General features: G+C 41.7%; 19 protein-coding genes and 1 pseudogene. 11 read left to right on the top strand and 9 right to left on the bottom strand.

Annotated features, from left to right (window positions below):
* Positions 1 to 8: 8 nt before the first annotated feature.
* Complete coding sequence (locus tag DW036_RS07430; protein ID WP_118462540.1) at positions 9 to 1,061, bottom strand: efflux RND transporter periplasmic adaptor subunit; 1,053 nt, start codon at positions 1,059 to 1,061, stop codon at positions 9 to 11.
* Between the two features lie 170 nt (positions 1,062 to 1,231).
* On the opposite strand from DW036_RS07430, the gene DW036_RS07425 reads away from it, so the two are divergent.
* Positions 1,232 to 2,401, top strand: a complete 1,170-nt coding sequence (locus tag DW036_RS07425; RefSeq protein WP_118462538.1) for a mechanosensitive ion channel family protein — start codon at positions 1,232 to 1,234, stop codon at positions 2,399 to 2,401.
* Here DW036_RS07425 and DW036_RS07420 read toward each other — a convergent pair.
* The 5 genes from DW036_RS07420 to DW036_RS07400 form a co-directional block, all read right to left on the bottom strand.
* A complete protein-coding gene (locus tag DW036_RS07420; RefSeq protein ID WP_118462536.1) occupies positions 2,398 to 3,459 on the bottom strand; it encodes an endonuclease/exonuclease/phosphatase family protein in 1,062 nt (353 codons plus the stop codon). The two genes, DW036_RS07425 and DW036_RS07420, sit on opposite strands and share 4 nt — an antisense overlap.
* Before the next feature lie 12 nt (positions 3,460 to 3,471).
* On the bottom strand, positions 3,472 to 4,902 hold the full coding sequence (locus DW036_RS07415; RefSeq protein WP_118462534.1) for a choice-of-anchor Q domain-containing protein: 1,431 nt from the start codon (positions 4,900 to 4,902) through the stop codon (positions 3,472 to 3,474).
* A 156-nt stretch (positions 4,903 to 5,058) separates the two neighbouring features.
* Positions 5,059 to 6,060 (bottom strand): HipA domain-containing protein, encoded by a 1,002-nt coding sequence (locus DW036_RS07410; RefSeq protein ID WP_118462532.1) that lies wholly within the window; start codon positions 6,058 to 6,060, stop codon positions 5,059 to 5,061.
* Entirely contained in the window at positions 6,057 to 6,383 is a 327-nt protein-coding gene (locus tag DW036_RS07405; protein ID WP_118462530.1) for a HipA N-terminal domain-containing protein, read from the bottom strand. Before DW036_RS07405 ends, DW036_RS07410 begins: the two co-directional genes overlap by 4 nt.
* 4 nt (positions 6,384 to 6,387) lie before the next feature.
* Complete coding sequence (locus tag DW036_RS07400; RefSeq protein WP_118462528.1) at positions 6,388 to 6,591, bottom strand: helix-turn-helix domain-containing protein; 204 nt, start codon at positions 6,589 to 6,591, stop codon at positions 6,388 to 6,390.
* Positions 6,592 to 7,342: 751 nt separating this feature from the next.
* On the opposite strand from DW036_RS07400, the gene DW036_RS07395 reads away from it, so the two are divergent.
* From DW036_RS07395 to DW036_RS07355, 9 genes and pseudogenes are all read left to right on the top strand, one after another.
* Positions 7,343 to 7,891, top strand: a complete 549-nt coding sequence (locus tag DW036_RS07395; RefSeq protein ID WP_022394074.1) for a UpxY family transcription antiterminator — start codon at positions 7,343 to 7,345, stop codon at positions 7,889 to 7,891.
* 43 nt (positions 7,892 to 7,934) lie between these two features.
* A complete protein-coding gene (locus DW036_RS07390) occupies positions 7,935 to 8,414 on the top strand; it encodes a UpxZ family transcription anti-terminator antagonist (protein WP_118462526.1) in 480 nt (159 codons plus the stop codon).
* A gap of 57 nt (positions 8,415 to 8,471) precedes the next feature.
* Positions 8,472 to 8,795 (top strand): annotated as a pseudogene (locus DW036_RS07385) (nucleotidyltransferase domain-containing protein).
* Between the two features lie 477 nt (positions 8,796 to 9,272).
* Positions 9,273 to 10,808 carry an oligosaccharide flippase family protein gene (locus tag DW036_RS07380; protein ID WP_118462525.1) on the top strand — a complete coding sequence of 512 codons (1,536 nt, stop codon included), beginning with the start codon at positions 9,273 to 9,275 and terminating at the stop codon, positions 10,806 to 10,808.
* Between the two features lie 47 nt (positions 10,809 to 10,855).
* Positions 10,856 to 12,202 carry a hypothetical protein gene (locus DW036_RS07375; protein ID WP_118462523.1) on the top strand — a complete coding sequence of 449 codons (1,347 nt, stop codon included), beginning with the start codon at positions 10,856 to 10,858 and terminating at the stop codon, positions 12,200 to 12,202.
* Between the two features lie 65 nt (positions 12,203 to 12,267).
* Positions 12,268 to 13,125 (top strand): SDR family NAD(P)-dependent oxidoreductase, encoded by an 858-nt coding sequence (locus DW036_RS07370; protein WP_118462521.1) that lies wholly within the window; start codon positions 12,268 to 12,270, stop codon positions 13,123 to 13,125.
* A gap of 15 nt (positions 13,126 to 13,140) precedes the next feature.
* Positions 13,141 to 14,883, top strand: a complete 1,743-nt coding sequence (locus tag DW036_RS07365) for a thiamine pyrophosphate-binding protein (RefSeq protein WP_118462519.1) — start codon at positions 13,141 to 13,143, stop codon at positions 14,881 to 14,883.
* A 129-nt stretch (positions 14,884 to 15,012) separates the two neighbouring features.
* Entirely contained in the window at positions 15,013 to 16,455 is a 1,443-nt protein-coding gene (locus DW036_RS07360; protein ID WP_118462518.1) for an MBOAT family protein, read from the top strand.
* A 7-nt stretch (positions 16,456 to 16,462) separates the two neighbouring features.
* Positions 16,463 to 17,398 carry a hypothetical protein gene (locus DW036_RS07355; RefSeq protein WP_147401440.1) on the top strand — a complete coding sequence of 312 codons (936 nt, stop codon included), beginning with the start codon at positions 16,463 to 16,465 and terminating at the stop codon, positions 17,396 to 17,398.
* A 109-nt stretch (positions 17,399 to 17,507) separates the two neighbouring features.
* Here DW036_RS07355 and DW036_RS07350 read toward each other — a convergent pair whose 3' ends face one another.
* The 3 genes from DW036_RS07350 to DW036_RS07345 form a co-directional block, all read right to left on the bottom strand.
* Entirely contained in the window at positions 17,508 to 17,951 is a 444-nt protein-coding gene (locus tag DW036_RS07350) for an N-acetylmuramoyl-L-alanine amidase (protein WP_118463181.1), read from the bottom strand.
* Positions 17,952 to 17,955: 4 nt separating this feature from the next.
* A complete protein-coding gene (locus DW036_RS25485; protein ID WP_022394077.1) occupies positions 17,956 to 18,060 on the bottom strand; it encodes a smalltalk protein in 105 nt (34 codons plus the stop codon).
* 113 nt (positions 18,061 to 18,173) lie between these two features.
* Positions 18,174 to 18,704: an HU family DNA-binding protein gene (locus DW036_RS07345; protein ID WP_118462514.1), complete on the bottom strand. Its 531-nt coding sequence runs from the start codon at positions 18,702 to 18,704 to the stop codon at positions 18,174 to 18,176.
* Between the two features lie 206 nt (positions 18,705 to 18,910).
* Here DW036_RS07345 and DW036_RS07340 point away from each other — a divergent pair, with 206 nt between their 5' ends.
* On the top strand, positions 18,911 to 19,168 hold the full coding sequence (locus DW036_RS07340) for a DUF4248 domain-containing protein (RefSeq protein WP_118462512.1): 258 nt from the start codon (positions 18,911 to 18,913) through the stop codon (positions 19,166 to 19,168).
* The last annotated feature ends 126 nt before the right edge of the window (positions 19,169 to 19,294 follow it).

Genomic DNA, 19,294 nt, shown 5'->3' with positions numbered 1-19,294 from the left:
TTACTGTTTCATTGGATTTTTACTTTCATACCATCCGACAGGAAACGCAGGCTGCTTGTGGCTACTATTTCACCGGGTTGCAGTCCGGCGGTGATACCTGCATTGCCGTGTGGCAGTAAACTGCCGACGGTTACTTTGCGTTGGCTGACTATGCCGCTTTCTGGATGGACTGCCCACACATAACTGCCCGCTGTGGGACGGTTGCATAAGGCTGCTTGTGGAATACAAACCAACTGGGTGGCAGTACTATCTGATAATTCCGGAGAAGCTTTTTCAAAGCGTACCTTGCCTGACATACCGGCCAGTAACCGGGCTTCCTTATTGGGCAACAGTGCCGTCACCAGATAAGAAAGATTGTTCTGTGTCGTTCCTTTGGAAACTTCTGCAATCTGCGCTTCTAACTTCATGTCCGGTTGTACGTCCAGTGTCAGTTGTATGTTTTGCCTGGGTTGAACGCGGTAGGCAATATCTTGCGTCACGTAAGCTTCTATTTTAAGTTGGTCTATATCGATAAATGTTAATATGGGTTGACTGGCTTTAACCTCCTGGAATTTCTCTACATAGACTTCACCTACATATCCGTTGAAGGGGGCTATCAGTCGGGTATCTTCCAGTTCGTTGACCGCTGTATCAAAAGCTGCCTTGGCAGAAGTGTATTCCGCCCGTGCTTTCTCGTAAGCACTGGCAGAAAGATTATTTTTCTGGTAAAGCGCACTGATACGTTCGTACTCTGCCTTTGCCTGGCGGTAGACGGCTTCGGCGCGTTCACACCGGATGCGGTAATCCCGCGGGTCGATTTCTGCAATAATGTCTCCACGTCGGTAATAGTTTCCGGCATAGACATCCAGCCGGTCGATGGGCCCACTGACACGGAAAGAAAGTTCTGTGGTACGGAACGGTTGGGTGATGATGGGGAACTCTTTGACTGTTTCGTTACTGTAGGTGCTGGCAGTAGCAGTTTTCACAATTAAAGTCTCTTCCTGTGAAGAAGAGTTGTTGCTACAAGCACCCAACATGAGTCCGAGGCTAAGAATACTGATAAATGTTACGTTTCGGTTCATACTTTTTTCGTTTAATCCGAGAACGAAAGTAAACTGTTTCTGACAGATGTATCGGGACTTTTTTACCGAAGCCGGAAAACTAAAAGATGAAACCGGAAAAACGTTTCATTAAACAACCTGCCCCCTTTATCTGTTATTATTCTTATAAGCAACTAAAATAGGAGGAATATATGACGACATTAGGAGGGTGGATGAATAAAACCCTTGTAGGTTGGGGAGTAGATCCCAAATTTGCGAATACATTTGATGAAACTATCATCGCCATATTGATTATTGCTGTAGCTGTAGGATTAGACTATCTATTCCAAGCAATATTGGTGGGCGGTATGAAGCATTATACGAATCGTTCGCCCCACCGTTGGAATACCTTATTAATGAAGCGGAAGGTAGTTCCTCACCTGATACATACCTTGCCGGGCATTCTGATTTATTTCCTGTTGCCCCATACTTTTGTGCATGGAGTAGAGCTGTTGGGCTTGGCCCAGAAGGTGTGTGCCGTGTACATTGTAGCTGCATTAGCCTTTGCTCTGAACGGACTATTGCTGGTTTTTCTGGATTTTCATAATCAAAAAGACAATAGTAAGAATCACCCGATGAAAGGTTTTGTCCAGGTATTGCAGGTACTGCTGTTCTTTGTAGCAGCTATCATTGCCATATCTATTCTTATTGATAAATCTCCCGCAACCCTTTTTGCCGGATTGGGTGCTTCGGCAGCAGTATTGATGTTGGTATTTAAAGATAGTATTCTGGGATTTGTGGCCGGAGTGCAACTCTCTGCCAATGAAATGCTGCGTATTGGCGACTGGATTGCTTTACCCAACGGTTCTGCCAATGGTATTGTGAAAGAAATTACCCTCAACACCGTGAAGATACAGAACTGGGATAACACAATTTCTACCATTCCGCCTTATACCTTAGTGAACGGTTCCTTTCAGAATTGGCGCGGCATGCAGGAGAGTGGTGGCCGTCGTGTGGATAAGAATATTTATCTGGACATGACCACATTGAAGTTCTGTACTCCTGAGATGTTGGATACCATCCGCAAGGAAGTTCCTTTGATGGCGGACTATCAGCCGGCGGAAGGAGAGGTGCCTACCAATGCACAACTCTACCGCATTTACATCGAACGCTATCTTTGTAGCCTACCTGTTGTAAATCAGGATCTGGACTTGATTATCAGTCAGAAGGAAATGACAACTTACGGAGTTCCTATTCAGGTCTATTTCTTTTCCCGGAACAAGGTATGGAAAGAATATGAGCGCATTCAGTCCGATATATTCGATCATTTGCTGGTAATGGTACAGAAGTTTGATTTGAAATTGTATCAGTATTCGGATTAATAAATGAGCCGGAAATCTGCCCATGCAGGCAGGTGATCGCTGTAACCGTTCTGGTACTTCATCCCGTAGTAAGTGCGGAATGGCTGCACACCGCCATACTTTTTATCATCCGTCAACAGGAAAGAAGGACGAAAGATATCGGCTTTGCTTTCACTGGTGCAAAAGTCTGCATCCGGCTGGAGAAGCGTGCCGGAGACAATGATATGATCCAGTAATCCCCATTCACCCTGATATTTATAACTGCCGAAATCTTTTTGTGTAGCAGCCTTACGGGCAAGCAAGTGATAGAATCTTTGTGGTTGCAAACTACTTTTGTCTTGAGGAGGCGCTTTTGCTGAAACTATTTTGCTGACCGATGCATTATCGGGATAATCGTTAAAGTCTCCCATGATAAGAATTTGCGGATGATACCGATGAAGGTAGACGCTGTCTGCCGCAGCTTTCAACTGTCGGGCGGCATGTAGGCGGTAAGGCTCGCTTTCTTTGGCACCTCCTGAGCGGGACGGAAGATGAACTACAAAAACATCCAGTGTATCGTGGTTTAATAACATCCCGCAAACGTGTAGTATGTCCCGTGTAGGGCGAAATTTCGTTTTACCGGATATATGAGGTATGGAGATTCCCTGATAGGAAATCAGTTTGAAACGGTCCCGTTGGTAAAGCAATGCCACATCAATTCCCCGCTGGTCGGGTGAGTTGGTCATCACATAGCGGTATCCGGCTTCCCGAAGAACCGAGCGCCGGGTCAGGTCGCGTAATACACTGTCGTTTTCCACTTCACAGAGGGCAACAAGTGCAGGTGGAATCCAACCGCCTACGGCTGTGATGGTGCGGGCTATGTTATCCAGCTTCTTTTTATATTTCGTATAATTCCAGTGGCGTACTGCATCGGGTAGGAATTCATAGTCGTTTTTTAGCGTATCGTGGCGGCAGTCGAATAAGTTTTCAACGTTATAACTGACAACACGAAGAGAGAGGGTGTCCTTTTTCGTTTGTCCGCAAAGGAAGAAAAAAGGAGCGAACAGAAATGAAAAAGTAATATATAGTTTAATGTTCATTGAGAACCATTTTTAGTATGATGGCAAGATCATAGATTCATAACATCCTGCATCCGGTGCGGCATCCTGTAGGCGGGAATGTCCATTTCTGTCAATTGGGTAGGTGTTTGCATCTTCTTTTCTTCCCCAATTAATGGCTTTGGATTTTTCACCAAGATTAAAATTGTATTCCTGTGTATGGTTATCCATCAGCATGAAATTGTCATCCTTCTCCCAGATAACATTGACTATCTTGTCATTCTCTTCTTCTATCGAGTTGATGAGGCAGTGTGAGAAGTAATAATTGAAAGCTATATTCTCATTTTTAGAGCGTCCTCCGTTAATTTCGTCCGTGCCTGAACCCGCAATAATGCAATTACGGAAAATAGCCGATGAAAGTGGATATGCAGTATCATCCAGTTCATTCCGGACTTGCAATGCCGCCCCTTTCCGTACATTCCAACTAAAGTAATTTGCCAGTGTACAGTGGGTAAATGTATAATCTCCCCCTAACAGGCTGACGCAGTTTTCTCCCGCATTACTGATCTCACTGTTTCCTACCACTACCTGACACGACGTCAACTCCAATCCATTGCCCGATACTTGTCGTATGAGAGAGGATTCCAATGTCAACTTCCTGCGGTCCGTCATCGAAGAATCGCAACGAATGCCGAAACTACCACCATGAATATCCGCATAGACCAGATGATTCTCATAGCTGGTTTTGTAAAAACGTAAGCCTCCCCATTGTCCCGGTAACCGGTCATAAGGAAGATAGGGGAACATCCGGTCTGTACGATCCCCCCGGAAAACAACCGGAGCGGAAAGGGTACCTTCTACTGACAGGCGTCCGTGTACCTGCATTCCTGCCTTGCCGTGGAAATACAAACGGGTGCCTGCTGCGAGGGTTAAGTGTGCATCCGGAGCAATACTGATACTGTCATAAATCAGTATCGGACGTTGAGATGTAATCAGTGTATCTTTTTCAATTACTTTTCCCCGGAAAGTAAGAGCATCTTGTGCGTATGCTTGCAGCTTTACTTCTTGCCGGATGCCATTCAGTTGAAAAAGAATGGAGTCTTTTATTAACCTGATGTCGGTATTGTTTTGCTGAGGCAGGGTCGCTTCTACAAAAATATACAGGCTGTCTTCTCCTGCAATTTCTATATCGGAGAATTGATTTCCCTTTATGCCATCCACATTGATACGAAAACCGGATTTACCGGCATCGGCAAGAATTATGGAAGATATTAACAATGCTTTCTTATTCGGGTTGTATACTTTCAGTTGACGGGTGGAAGTAGGAATGCCGGTGAGAACGGTATCCATGCGTAGCGTATCCTGCGAGAAACAAAGTGTATGCTTCGGGTCGGACGAATAATCGTCCATGTCGTCACAAGCGTTGAAGGACAACAGGAAGAATATAGGGAATAGATATATGAGGCGCAGGGCTTTTGATTTCATGCCGTTATCGGGTTTTTACTAAATAACGGGGTTTGAGAGGTTTTATTATATGACTCAAGTTTCGCAAGCTCAACTTTCAAGTTTTTAAATCTTTTCACTACAGAAAGAATGTTATCTTATTTAATGCCATCAGGGAAGTTGCTATATTGATAAAAATCACCACGCTAACATTCTCCGCCTATAGGCTATAGACAACCAATATTGACGCTTTAATACATCGGACAAGAAAGAATGCTCAATCAGTACCTTTACCATCGGATTCTCTTTAGCGAATGTATCCAATTCCCGTTTTACCACTCGTTCCGGAAGTCCAATGCGGTTACCAAATTCTTCAAAATCGGCTCTATTCACTTGATGTGTATCTGAGAGCTTCATGCCTTCTCGGAACAAACCTTTGTCAAGGGCAAAAATACGTGGTTCAACTAAATGTAAGGAAGTGTTTATCAAATCATAAGCTGGAGAAAGACGATACTCTCCGTCTCTATCAATCAGCGAAAAATTCTTCAGATGAGCATCGTCATTAAGAGTGATAAAGTTGAACACCACCAAACGAAAGAAGCGGGCTACATCGATGGAAGCCGCCTTAACGTACTGACGAATCACTTCGGCACACTCTTCATAACTGGCATTGCAATATTTATAATCGCTTCCTCCATTTGCTTTGGTATATCCCATCAACGCGGCAAAATCCTCCTGCTGATACTTTCCGCCAAGATGCACGTCAAAACGACGAGTAATGTAAGCTGCTTCGTCATTCTTGAAAAAGCAGAGGCCATTGGCCGCTGTTTCGATGCCATATACTTGCGAAGCAATCTGCATAGTAAGATGTTCGTTGGCGGCACAATACTCCTTATTTAGAATATGATAACCGTTAGGACGAGGTTTCAATATATATGTTCCCCGTTCGTCTTCACGAGCATAGCGCAAATATGAGCTCTTAATATCTACCACCATAGCAAATTTGGGTTGCACACCCGACAAAGAAATGCGTCCCACATTGCGAATTGCCTCTTTGGCTTCAGCACTATCTTCCGATGGACTTGGTGCATCAACGTAATGTGACACCTCCTTGCCGTCGAACAAGATTTTTCGAGCAGCAGAAGAATAGGTTATGTAGCCTTCAGCTAAAGTAGAGGGACAAATGTGTATCTCTCTCATACGGCAATCGGTTTAATAGTGACAGCTCCTATGGTATCTGTTTGTGCGGTGGCAAGCAAAATGCCGAAATCATCATCCGCATCGATACGGAGCATTTGGGATTGGATTTGACGATTCTCCCCTTCAGAAAGCATGTTGAAGAAGAATGCAAACAAATACGGCGAATGATAAGGTTCACTACGTAAAGGCAGAGTAAGGCTGACAGGAGGATTTCCTTTACCCAACAAGTAAGCAGCATCGTAAATGAAGGTGTACTTCCGATTGTCATCTTCGGTAAGTATCCCGGCACGAATACCATGTATATAAACTTCGCATTGTCTCATAACTTTAATCTTTTAGCTTGATTTCAACCTGCAAGCCTAAGGTATCAAGGATAGCAAGTAATGTTTCCAACTTTGGATTCCCTTGTCCACGTTCAATGGCAACCAATGTATTGATGCCTACACCGGATAAATCAGCAAGCTCCTGTTGTCTCACCTTCAAATGTTGGCGCCGCTTCTTAATGATTATTCCTATTTCTTTTGTATTCACGATACAGTGTGATTTTGAGCAAAAATAAAGAATAAAACTGAAATATACAACTAAAATCACAATTAACTGTGATTTTAAGGAGGATTAGTTATACTATAGCTTTTATATATTCAAAAATCACAGCGTATTGTGATTTACTCAAGTTTCGCAAACTTAACTTTCGCAGTTGACAAGGTTTCAGTTGACAAGGGAATAAGGCAAGAATGTCAGGCTTTTCATGAAAGTTATATTTGAATATTTGCCAATTCTTATTTAAGAATGATATTGACTGAATGGAATGAACTGTTTTATATGTTGTAAGTGGTTGATTAGTAGTAGTTTTTGACTTGAAATGGAGGGTGAATAAAAAACGTTCGTTTAATGTGCACTATTTTGAACGCAAAAAACAGATACCAGAAACTATAAAAAGGAGAAGATATTAAATATATTTATTATCGAAGATATTTCTTTGATTATCAATGCAATATGCACAAGAATATATTCTTAAATAAATATTTTTATTAAACATCTTGTTCATCTCAAAAATACCCTTTATCTTTGTGCACATTAAACGAACGATTAAAAGACATTTTAGTTCCCTTAATCTCTTCGTTAATAGCTTTTTCACATAACTGTTTCACTGCTTTTTGACCGTGATGGCGGAACGCTTTGAAATAATATGAATGCAATATAACTTCTTAAAAATAACTGCATTACATAAATTAATCGGTAAGTATTTCACTACTCCGGTGTCCCCAAAGAATATTCTGACGTGAACATTACTTCACACTCTCCACATCTTCACTGGTTTGCAGTGCGAGTCACTTATAGCCGTGAGTTAGCTTTGAAAGCTTTTCTCGACGAGGAAAAGATTGAGAATTTCATACCCATGCGTCGCGATTATATCGTGAAAAAGGGGCGTCGCATTCGTAGGCTTGTTCCTGCTGTGCACAATCTTGTTTTCATCCGCTCTACCCGTAAACGTATTGATGCTTTAAAAGATAAAGCCGGTATGAATATCCCCATGCGCTATATTATGGATCGTGAGCAACATCTTCCTATTGTTATTCCCGACAGCCAGATGCGTAGTTTTATTCTTGTTGCCGGTACCTATGAGGAGTCGATTGTTTATGTGGAACCGGCCGAACTTCAACTGATAAAAGGTCAGAAAGTACGCGTTATAGGCGGTGTTTTCGAAGGAGCTGTGGGGGAGTTCGTTCGTATTCGTCGTGATCGTCGTGTAGTTGTGAATATTGAAGGGGTCATGGCTGTTGCCACAACCTTTATCCACTCTTCGCTGGTAGAGCCCATAACTGACTAACTTCAGTGTTATAAATCATAAATTATAAATCTTAATTAAATATATGAGTGATCAAGTTTCATCCTTATTTTCCCTGGCTCACAGTCTTCTCACTCTGGGGCAGGATGACCGTCCGATTTATGTCGATGATTTCACCCGTCTGAATCGTGATGTTTATGAATCGGCCCTGAACTCGTATGGAAAGCATGGTTCTACTCCTGAAGCTGAAGCCGAACTTTGTCTGGGGCTTTTAGTGGCTTTCAATGCCACTATGTACGATAATGGCCATAAACAGGAATATATTCAGAAGGTTCTGGACCGTAGTTTTGCAGTGCTTCCCACACTAAAGCCTTCGCTTCTGAAAGTTCGTCTGCTGACTTATTGTTATGGTGAAGTATATGAAGAAAAATTGGCTGAGGAAGCGCATGCTATAATTTCAAGTTGGGAGACTTCCCGATTGACATTGGAGCAAGTTGAGATTATTGAGGAATTGCAATATATTGAGGAGAATCCTTATCCTTTTGAGGAAGTTGATTTGTTGTAAAGAAATATTCTCTGGGGATAAAAGTCTATCTTTGTGTAAAATGAGTATTTAATTGTTATGAATCCGGTAAAGACTGACATCTTACACTCTATAAAATAATACGTTGCAGAACGTTCTTCCTTCAGGTGGACATGCTTTTTTGTATGGTTCACAGGCGCGAGGCGATGCATGTGTTGATTCGGATTGGGATATACTTATTCTTTGGGATAAGCCGAAGATTGAGACTAAAGATTACGATAATGTTTCTTATCCATTAGTTGAGCTGGGATGGTATTAAATGAATGTATAAGTCCGATACTATATACCATGCAAGACTGGTTGAAGTATCATTTTACACCATTTTTTCATAATGTAAAAGAAGAAGGGATACAATTGTTATGAGTTTTGGTTCGGAAGACATGCAAGCGGTTGTTGCCTATAGAAAAGAAAAAGCATAACAGGTGACTATAATGATTTCTTTGATTTTGCACGTGAAGATGTATTTCCTTTGTTAGAGCCGATACGTAAATTGTTGGTCACGCTTGACAGATTGATAACTCAGTTCTAATAATCTTTTTTTATTTTTGGTACTGCATCATTTTATCGCAGTTGATATGTGTGCCGGCTTACCTGAAGAGTGAGTTGGTCAGAATTTTATATTCCCATTCATATGATTGATGTTACAGATAAAACGCTGTAGTGCCTGTGTTGACGTGGGAGGGCATGATGCGATTATTTTCAAAATGATATTGAAAGTTTTGGTATTTGGAAATAGATAAGGATAGGTCTGTTATAATGGCAAAAAGTATATATAAGCAAGGCGCTATGTTGGATGACGCCAAAATAGAGCGCTAGCTAATCATTAAAAATTAATGCTGAATGTCCGTATCCGATAACGACAAGCGTATAGCAAAGAATACCTTTTTCCTTTACATCCGGCAATTGTTGGTAATGGCGGTAGGTTTGTATACGGTTCGTGTAATACTTGCTGCATTGGGCGAAGAGGATTATGGTATTTACAATGTGGTAGGTGGATTCGTGGCCATGTTTAGTATCTTATCCGGTGCCTTATCTGTAGCCATCAGTCGTTTTATAACTTATGAGATGGGGCAGCCGGATGTCACTACTTTCCGTTTGCAACGGATTTTCTCCTCTTCGCTTGTCATACAGGTTGTTATAGGGCTAATTATTTCTTTGTTGATAGCCACGTTTGGAGTATGGTTTGTTGAGAATAAGATGGTGATACCTTCCGAGCGCTTGGACGTTGCACTCTACGTGCTATTATTCTCCACGTTGAGTTTCTTTATCAATTTACTCAGTGTCCCTTACAATGCATTGATTATTGCCCGTGAGCAGATGAAGGCATTTGCCTATATCAGTATTCTGGAGATCGTTTTAAAGTTGTTAGTGGCTTATTTGCTCATGGTTACATCATCAGACAAATTAATGCTTTATGCTTTTTGTATGGTAGTGGTTTCTTTGATTGTTCGTAGCGTTTATACTATTTATTGCAAACGCAATTTTGAAGAGTGCCGTTTTGTCCGAGGATTCGATAAGAAACTGCTTTCCAAAATGTTTGCATTTTCCGGTTGGGCATTTCTAGGCAATGGTGTTGTCGTTTTGAAGGAACAAGGAAGTAGCGTGCTCTTGAATCTGTTCGGTGGTCCGATGGTGAATGCTGCGCAGGGAATTGCGATGCAAGTAAATGCCGCCGTGTATAGTTTCGTTTCCAATTTCATGATTGCATCTAACCCACAAATCACCAAGAACTGCGCTGCCGGAGATTTGAATTCTATGCACTCTCTTATAATCCGAAGTGAGAAGTTCGGTTTTTTCATCCTGTTGATAATCCTTCTTCCACTTTGTGCCGGCATTGATTATGTACTTGGGGTATGGCTCGTTGATGTCCCTGCTCACACGACGAACTTCATCGTGCTTATTCTTTTGTACTCGCTCATTGAATGTTTCGTAAGTCCACTTACTACGGGCGTTTTGGCACAGGGGAAAATAAAGTCTTTCGAAATAGTGCTGACCTTTATCTATTTGGGAAATTTCATCGCTTCGTATGTGTGCCTGAAGATTGGTATGGCTGTCGAATCAGTTTTCGTACTCAATATTATATTTAAGTTTTTCGTACTTGTGGCGCTGCTTTTGCACTCGCGTTCGAAATATTCCTTTCCCATCGCCCGCTTTTTTAGGGAGTGCTTATTGCCGTCATTGTTAGTATTCCTTGTTTCTGCACTTTTCGTTTATGTCTTGCCCGGGAAGGATACTCCGTTTATAGGTATTTTTGTCGTGAGAACTCTGGCGATAGCGACTTTTACTTGCGTGGCTGTATTCGTGATCGGTATGGCGAAGAGGGAGCGGCTTTATGTGAAAAAACTCCTGAAGGAAAAAGTTTGTAGTAAGATTTGATATCGTCATTTACGATAAAAAATAAAATATATTAGGAGAAACAGATTATGACTAAAACAATTGAAATTACGAAAATTGTCGCAGTGGATGACACTATCAAGTACGAGATACACGACCATACGGGATTACATCTCCTTAAAAATGAGAAGGTTGAGGCGTGGGTGAAATATTATAATGCGGAAAGCTTCGGTTTCTCTCCGGAAGGTCTTCCTGAATCAATACTGGCACTGCCCGTTACACTTTACCTGATACCTGTGACATGGTTTTATGGTGTGAAACTTGTCGTACCTTCAATAGACAAGACGCTTTACGATGACCTCTCTACAATTTATGCCGCTTATTCTAAAATTTATGGTCCTTTCAAAGAGGAATGGCGTGGCAAAGTGACGGCTAAAACCGTCGTAGAGAATAAAATGCCCGAAAGCCGTTTCGACAATATTGTCTTTTTTTCGGGAGGTGTTGATGCACTACATGCGGGGATAGACAATCTTGGAAAGAGAAGTGTTCTTGTGAGTGTGCCAAGTATAGAGAGCGTGGAAAAGACTAAAAAAGAAAACTCAGGGTGGGATTTTCTTAATGCCAAGTCACAGCTTATACGTGAGTTCTCCGCCATTTCAGAAAGTGATTGGCTTTTGATCACAAACAATTTTCTTGTGAATATTTTCGATGATGCGAGGATACAGTACGACTTGAAGAATTCCTTTATTCTTAACAGCGAGGCATTTCTTTTTGATGGATGGTTTGGCATAAAATACTTGAATAATATTCTTTCTGCTGCACCTTTCGCTTATGCCATGGGCATAAGTAACCTGATATTGGGTTCTGCATTTGAGCAGTTGGAGGATAATCTCGCTAGTAATTTGGATGGCGCGAATCCGGAATTGTCGGATTCCATTAGGTTCGCTGGTGTCTTTTTCGGGGAGCAGGATGGGCTTTATACGCGTCGTTCCCGAAAGGTGAAGAATATCTTGGAGTGGTGCATTGCACGTGGTGAAAAGACAAGGCTATGGACCTGCTTCGCTGACAGTACTGAGCAGTGCTGTGTATGTACCAAGTGCGTGAGGACGCAGCTTAATATACTGTGTGCGGGCGAAAACCCTGTGGATTGGGGGTTTGCAAACTTCAATGAAAAGAACTTTTCGCGCCTTGTACGTTCCTATCGCTATCATGATCGGAATTTGTGTTGGCTTTGGGACATTGTGGATTCAATCGATGATTCTACAATTTATCCGTGCTGTGATAAGTTACTGCACTGGCTCAAGAAGGTAGGGTATAAGAGATATTCCAAGAGGGCTCGGTTCGTTAGCAATGTGCCGAGAATTCTCAAACTTCACAGATATCCGCATTATGTGAAGATTGTGTTCCTGAAAATTACAGGGAAAGGGTACATGTGAAACTGTTCAATGAGTTTTGGGGGTACAGTTGTACAATAAATATTCTATATCCATAGACAATAAATATGGCAGTGAAGACTTTTCTGAAGAGAAACATTAGGCGAATGATGAACTTATTTGCTCCAATGACTGTGGCTAATATTACGGAATTAGCTCCGAACGAATTGTTGAGAGGACGCTTTGCATTGGTGACAGGGGGGACAAGCGGCATTGGTTTTGCCATTGCTGAAGCTTTCCTGAAGGCTGGTGCTTCAGTGGCCATAACGAGCCGTCGTGCTATGAGTGCCACTGAAGCCGTTACGAAGTTACGGCAGGTATGTGGTGTGGACGAGTGTCGAATCTTAGGCTTTGAGATGGACAATTCCAAGGTTACACAGTTGCATGAGAATTTGCGACGAATAACGCAGGCATTGGGTAAAATCGATATACTCGTGAATAATGCCGGAATACTCGGTGCCGACTCAGAGGAACAGTGCTATGACATTGTACTCGATACCAATCTTAAAGGTGTTTTCTACCTCAGTCGAGAAGTGGCACGCTACATGAAGGACAACAACATACGTGGCAATATATTGAACATAGCATCATCATCAAGTTTGCGACCAGCTACTTCGGCTTACGCCTTAAGCAAGTGGGGAGTACGAGGATTGACTCTTGGTTTAGCGAAGTCCCTCGCTCCATACGGGATAGTGGTCAATGGTATAGCTCCGGGGCCGACTGCTACGCCGATGCTGCTGGGCGATGATACGGATAATATCGCTCGTTCCCGAATTCCTTCCGGACGTTTCGTTATGCCGTGCGAAATAGCCAATATGGCAGTCGTGTTGGTGAGCGATATGGGACGTACTATTGTTGGTGACATCGTTTATATGACTGGTGGAGCAGGAGTCGTGACGTTCGATGACGTAGATTATTCATTTTAAAATCCAATGTAGTATATGGACGGAAAATATTATAGCAATGAACGCAGCATACAAATACTTATTTCTTTGCTGAAACAGCACGGTATAAAAAAATGTGTGCTTTCTCCGGGAGCAACAAACATAACGTTTGTTGCAAGTCTTCAGCAGGATAGTTATTTTGAACTTTATTCATCCGTAGATGAACGTAGTGCTGCATATATTGCCTGCGGCTTGGCAGCAGAATCGGGCGAACCAGTTGTGTTAAGTTGTACGGGTGCAACAGCTTCTCGTAACTATTTGCCGGGACTCACAGAGGCTTATTACCGCAAATTGCCTGTGTTAGCTGTGACCAGTACGCAAGATATCACCCGGATAGGTCATCACATCGCCCAAGTTATTGATCGCCGCCAAATGCAAAATGATGTAGCATTACTAAGTGAATATATTCCTGCTACTTGTAACGATAGGGATGAATGGAGTAATACGGTGAAAATAAATCGTGCTTTACTGGAACTTCACCACCGTGGAGGAGGACCTGTTCATTTAAATTTGGAAACAACTTATAGCTGTGATTATTCGGTGAGAGAATTACCAAAGGCACACATGATTAAGCGCATCTGTGCAAATGATGAATACCCTGAATTGTTCGAAGGTCGGATTGCCGTTTTCATTGGTTCTCACCAAAAGTTTACAGAGGCTGAAACAGTTGCACTTGATGCATTTTGCGGAACATACGATGCGGTGGTGTTCTGTGATCATACAAGTGGATATAAGGGCAAATATCGTGTACCTATTTCTATTCTTTCTTCTCAGGAAAAAGCTTATTGCAGTTTGATTGATATTGATTTGTTGGTACATATAGGTGAAATCTCCGGAGGATATATCGCTATGCGTCCCAAGGTTGTTTGGCGTGTCAATCCGGATGGAGAGTTACGGGATACTTATCATAAACTGACCTGTGTGTTCGAAATGAAAGAACAGACATTTTTCGAACATTATGTCAATAATCCGTCCACTTTACATCACACATATCTAGATACTTGCATGAATGAGTTGAAGGCTACATGGGCAAAAGTTCCTGATACACTTCCTTTTTCTAATGTTTGGATTGCTCAGCAGACAGCGTGTCGGATTCCGGAAAACAGTGTACTTTTTCTCGGCATTCTTAATACATTGCGTACATGGAATTATTTTGATATTCCTGATACGGTGTATGGCTATGCCAATACAGGAGGATTCGGCATTGACGGTTATATATCTTCGTTCATAGGGGCTTCATTGGCGCATCTCGATAAGTTGTATTTCTGTGTAGCAGGTGATCTTGCTTTCTTCTATGACATGAATGTGGTTGGTAACCGGCATGTAGGTCGAAATATTCGTATACTATTGGTGAATAATGGTAAAGGCACAGAATTTCGTAATTACATACATTCTGGCTCGGCTTTTGGAGAAGAAGCAGACAGATTTATAGCGGCAGGGGGGCACTATGGTAATAAGTCTCACTGTTTGGTAAAGCATTATGCCGAGGATTTGGGATATGAATATTTATCGGCTGATAGCAAGGAAGAGTATTTGAAGAATCTTGAGCGTTTCCTTACCCCTGATGTGACGGAACATCCGATGTTGTTTGAGGTGTTCACTGATAATGAGGATGAGAGTGAGGCTATAAGAATAATAAATAACCTGAATGTATCGGCCACAGGAGTGTTGAAGAATACGGTGAAAAGAATAGTGGGCGAAAGAGGAAAAGAAGTTATCAAGAAAATGCTAGGAAAGTGAAAGAACGGGTAGCATGGTTTGAGGTTTTACGTGGTGTAGTTATTCTTAATGTTTGCTCGTAAAATGTGCCTTTTGCTACTTATAAGTGATTTATGCATGATTATAACTAATAGTTCAATCTAAAAAAAGATGTTATTTAATTCTTTTGAATTCTTGTTCTTTTTACCGATAGTCTTCTTGTTCTATTGGTTTGTATTTAAACGATTGAAGTGGCAGAACCTTTTTCTGGTAATTGCCAGTTACGTGTTCTATGGTTGGTGGGATTGGCGTTTTTTGATACTTATCGCCCTTACCACGTTTTTTAGTTATATCAGTGGGCGGCTCATTGTTCAGTATGAAGGACGACGAAAGATTCAGAAAGCTGTCAGTGGTACTAACATCATACTAAATCTTTCTATTCTTGGTGTATTCAAATACTACAACTTTTTTGCGGAAAATTTTGCAGTTCTGTTCCGTAATATAGGTTGGCAAGTGGATTGGGTGACGTTAGATATTCTTTTACCCGTGGGTATCAGTTTCTATACTTTTCAGGCATTGAGCTACAGCATTGATGTTTATCAAAAGAAACTACCGGTTTGTAAAGATATTATTGCCTTTTTTGCTTATATCAGCTTCTTTCCGCAGTTGGTGGCTGGACCGATTGAACGTGCCACAAACCTGTTGCCACAGTTCTACAAGTCGCGCACATTCGACTATGCACAAGCCGTGGATGGCTGTCGGCAAATGCTTTGGGGATTCTTCAAGAAAATAGTAGTGGCGGACAACTGTGCCGAAGCCGCCAATGTGATTTGGGGAGACTATTCCAATCAATCCGGATTCACACTACTGTTGGGGGGATTCTTTTTTACATTTCAGATTTATGGTGACTTCTCCGGTTATTCGGATATTGCTATTGGTACGGCGCGTCTGTTTGGTATCAATCTGATGCGTAATTTCAATTTTCCTTATTTCTCACGTGACATTGCAGAGTTTTGGCGTCGTTGGCATATCTCACTGACTACCTGGTTTCGTGATTACATTTACATACCTCTTGGTGGTAGTCGTTGTGTACGTTGGAAAGTAATGAGAAATACACTAATTATTTTCCTTGTCAGTGGGTTTTGGCATGGTGCAAACTGGACGTTTATTACTTGGGGAGCTTATCATGCACTGCTTTTCTTCCCACTGATGCTTTGGGGAAAGAATCGGAAATATACAAACAGTGTAGCTGCCGGACGATTCTTACCTTCTGTGAAAGAGTTTGGTCAGATGCTTTTCACTTTCCTGCTTGCATTGATTGGTTGGATTATTTTTCGGGCAGAGAATATAGGTCAGGCATGGGATTATCTTGGTAGAATGTGTTCATCATCACTACTGGATATTTCCATACGATGGGGAAAGTCAGCCTTGCTTTATATAGTACTTCTTGTCATCGTAGAGTGGTTTCAACGTGACAAGCAACACGCATTGCAGATTACTGGGAAGGGAATATTACTTTATACTCCAGTGAGATGGATAATCTATTTTACGATTATACTATTTGTTCTCCTTTTTGCAGGTGGCCAAACTGATTTTATTTATTTTCAATTCTAACTAAATAATGAAGCAATTTATGAAGCGAGGGGCGCTGTTTGCGTTACTCCTCTTGTTAGTCTGTGCGGGGATAGAACTGTATTTATTGACTGTTCTGAATGAATACTCCTACAAAAAACAATATGTAGAACAACATAGCGAAGATATACAATTACTTATTTTAGGCCATTCTCATGTCGCAAACGGTATAAATCCTAAACTTTTAGATATTGGAGCCTTCAATATGTCAAATCAAGGCAGGACTACTTACTATGATGCGGTTTTGGCAGAACGTTACATTCCTCAACTAAAGAATCTTCAATACGTAATATGGCCTTTAGGATATAATTTTCAATATTCAAGCTATCGTTATCTATGCATTCATCGTAAAGATGTAGACTATGCATCTTCTTATAAATGTATGTATGAGAAGTATATGAATATCCCTTACGACATTTCGGGCATTTATTGGTCGGAACTGCTTCATTCAAAATTGAATTATGGGCGAAGGATTTTCTCTTCATCGAAAAACTTTTTTGCAAGTGGAATTTGCGATACATTAGGTTTTGAAGGTTTGGATATAGCAAAGCGCAATTTGACTTGGCAAACAGAAAAATTACCTTTTGAAGTTGATTATAAGAATTCGAATGCTGACCTTGCCTTAGCTGAGAATATATCGTGTATGAAAAGAATAGCTAAGGTTTGCAAAGATACTCATGTGACACTAATAGTGGTTTCTACTCCTTGTTATAAAACATATCTGGAGTTAACAACTCCCAAAGGATTAAAAGAAATGTCAGATTGCATAGATTCCATGAAATCAGTGAATCCAATGTTGGAATACTATAATTACATCAATGATGATCGTTTTGTGGAAGAGGATTTTTTTAATTCCTGCCACCTTTCTATTGTTGGAGCTAATAAATTCACGCGTATCATTGCTACAGAGTGTTTGCAGCGTTGATTACTATGTTAATAAGATTGGAAAATGATAGCTTAACTTAGTAAATAAATATAGGTAGGATTGCACTAAGACAGCCCTACCTATATAATGAAATATGCGGTTTTACGTTTTATAAATCACTGTATGTTGTTTTTGCATCAAAGCACGGACACGCTTTATGCACAGATTTACTGAGTTGATAATGTCCCAGTATTTTCGCCTGCGGATAATCCGTTTTTAACTGTCGTAGTAAATCAAGTAGCGAGCATTTCTGAGCATACGTCCTTGTATCAGCCGGTTGCCCACTTTCATTCAGTCCGCCCTCGTAGCAGATACCTATACTTTTATCATTCCACCCCGTTGCGTGGGCCCCGATTTGATGAACCGGACGGCAGATGTGTACTTCACCGTCACGTGTGATATAGAAATGATAACCGATGCTTGCAAAACCTCTTGCCAGATGACAACGGCGAAGAGCCTCTACGGAGAAATTCCTGTCACAGCGTGTTGCCGAACAATGAACTACCAGGAGGCGTACCTCCCGATAGTTCTGATAAAAACTGCCTGCTTTCATGCCTTTATGCCATGCAGGCATTAAGGCCGAGTACTCCTGCCAGAGCAGAAGCCACGGCAATTACAACTTTGATGATAACACTCCAGGTTGATTTTGATTTTTTTTCCATGTGAATTGTAATTTAGTTATTAGTTATAAGTAATTAGTGATAAGTGATTGGCAGCGCAGCCTTTCATTATTAATTCTTTCATTTTTAATTTCTGAAGGCTGCGTCTTTAGATCCTATCCCAACGGATCATCTTCAATACCTCCGTCACCGCCGGTGTCGCCACCGCCATCAGGTTTTCCGCCTGAGTTTGAGGAACCGGAAATATCTACGGTGGTTTGCCCTGCCTTCTGGGCTTTGAGCAATGCACGCGTTGCAGCACGTGTAGGTACGGGTGAGAAACTCATTCCGGCAAAGATGTCCTTCAGGTCCTCTCCGGGAACGAATTGGATGTTTACTCCGGTAATATTGGCAGCCGTGAATTTTTCGGCCGTGTCTGCCGCACGACTGTTGATTTGTAACCGGAATTTTCCCAAGTCTCCGAAGTCCACCTGTTTGCCGGCTCTCAGGCCTCCAATCATATTCTCCACAGTGGAGATGATTACGGCGGCTACGTCCGCTCTACTAACGGTGGTCTGGCTTGCTACCTGCTGTCCCAACTCTTTCAGAGTCAGTTCTCCGGTGATTTGTGACTTGGCATAAGCCTTGGGCTCTTCGTCCTGCTTTTGAGGATTTTTGAGCATTGCAATACTGTAATTCAGTGGCATAATTGATGAATTAAAAATTAATAATTAAAAATTAGACTTTTGTCGGAGAAGGACTTTTCTTCTTTCCGACAAGTCAAAGATACAACCTCTGAGAGGTGTGAAAATGAGTGACATTGAGCGGTGATAAACCTGCTTCAGGATGAGTGTTATCTGATGACTTTTTAGTACTTTTATAGCATATAAAGAATCTAAAAAGTTATCGGAAAATGAAGAAAAATGTGAGTGAACAGGAATCGGATGCTGCCATTGAAGAATGGCCGGTGCGCCCTTACTCCAAGAGTGAATTGGCGCGTGCTTATGCACCCGAAATCGGAGAGCGTTCCGCGCTTAACCGTTTGTCTCGCTGGATACGTTTTAATGAAGCGTTGTATTCCGCTTTGCAGGCAACCGGCTATAGACCGACCCAGCAGATTTTTACATCTAAGCAAGTCGGCCTGATTTTTGAATATTTGGGAAGACCTTGAAGAAGTGGAGAGTTGAGAATTGAGAGTTTTATACTTGCGGCTTCGTTGCCGTTCACTTGTGCAAGTGTTGGCTGACAGAGCCGCAAGCGTCTGCCTTTGCAGCCGCAAGTACAAATACCTTCACTC

The organism is Bacteroides sp. AF39-11AC (assembly GCF_003474285.1).
Classification (GTDB): Bacteria; Bacteroidota; Bacteroidia; order Bacteroidales; family Bacteroidaceae; genus Bacteroides.
The sequence above is the reverse complement of the archived record's forward strand: the minus strand, read 5'-3'. Positions and strand labels throughout refer to the sequence as shown.